This window comes from Marseilla massiliensis, assembly GCF_016899955.1.
In the GTDB taxonomy this organism is placed as follows: domain Bacteria; phylum Bacteroidota; class Bacteroidia; order Bacteroidales; family Bacteroidaceae; genus Prevotella; species Prevotella intestinigallinarum.
The window spans coordinates 1-255 of record NZ_JACJJL010000122.1; the positions used below are offsets into that span (position 1 = coordinate 1).

The following is a 255-nucleotide window of genomic DNA, read 5'->3' on the forward strand; positions in this document are numbered from 1 at the left end:
GCCATATACATAGTTAATTTTTGAAAAACTTGCCACTGTTTTTTATTTTCATTATCTGCAATTTTGCCAATTAAAATCATAAAAAATGGTATTAATGGTGCAGTAATCAAAAAAATCAATCCAGATATCCAATCATTGATAAAAGTAAATATCAATAAAATGAGCGGAATTGTACTCAATAAACCTAATTGCTGTATAAATGACGTTAAATAAATATCTAATTTATCAACGCCTTTTGTAATCAAGGCTATCCAT

Annotated in this window: 1 protein-coding gene; it reads right to left on the minus strand. The window is 26.3% G+C overall.

Annotated elements, in window-relative coordinates:
- Nucleotides 1-255: ABC transporter transmembrane domain-containing protein (locus H6B30_RS16200; RefSeq protein WP_205112260.1), on the minus strand; the 255-nt coding region annotated here is incomplete at both ends.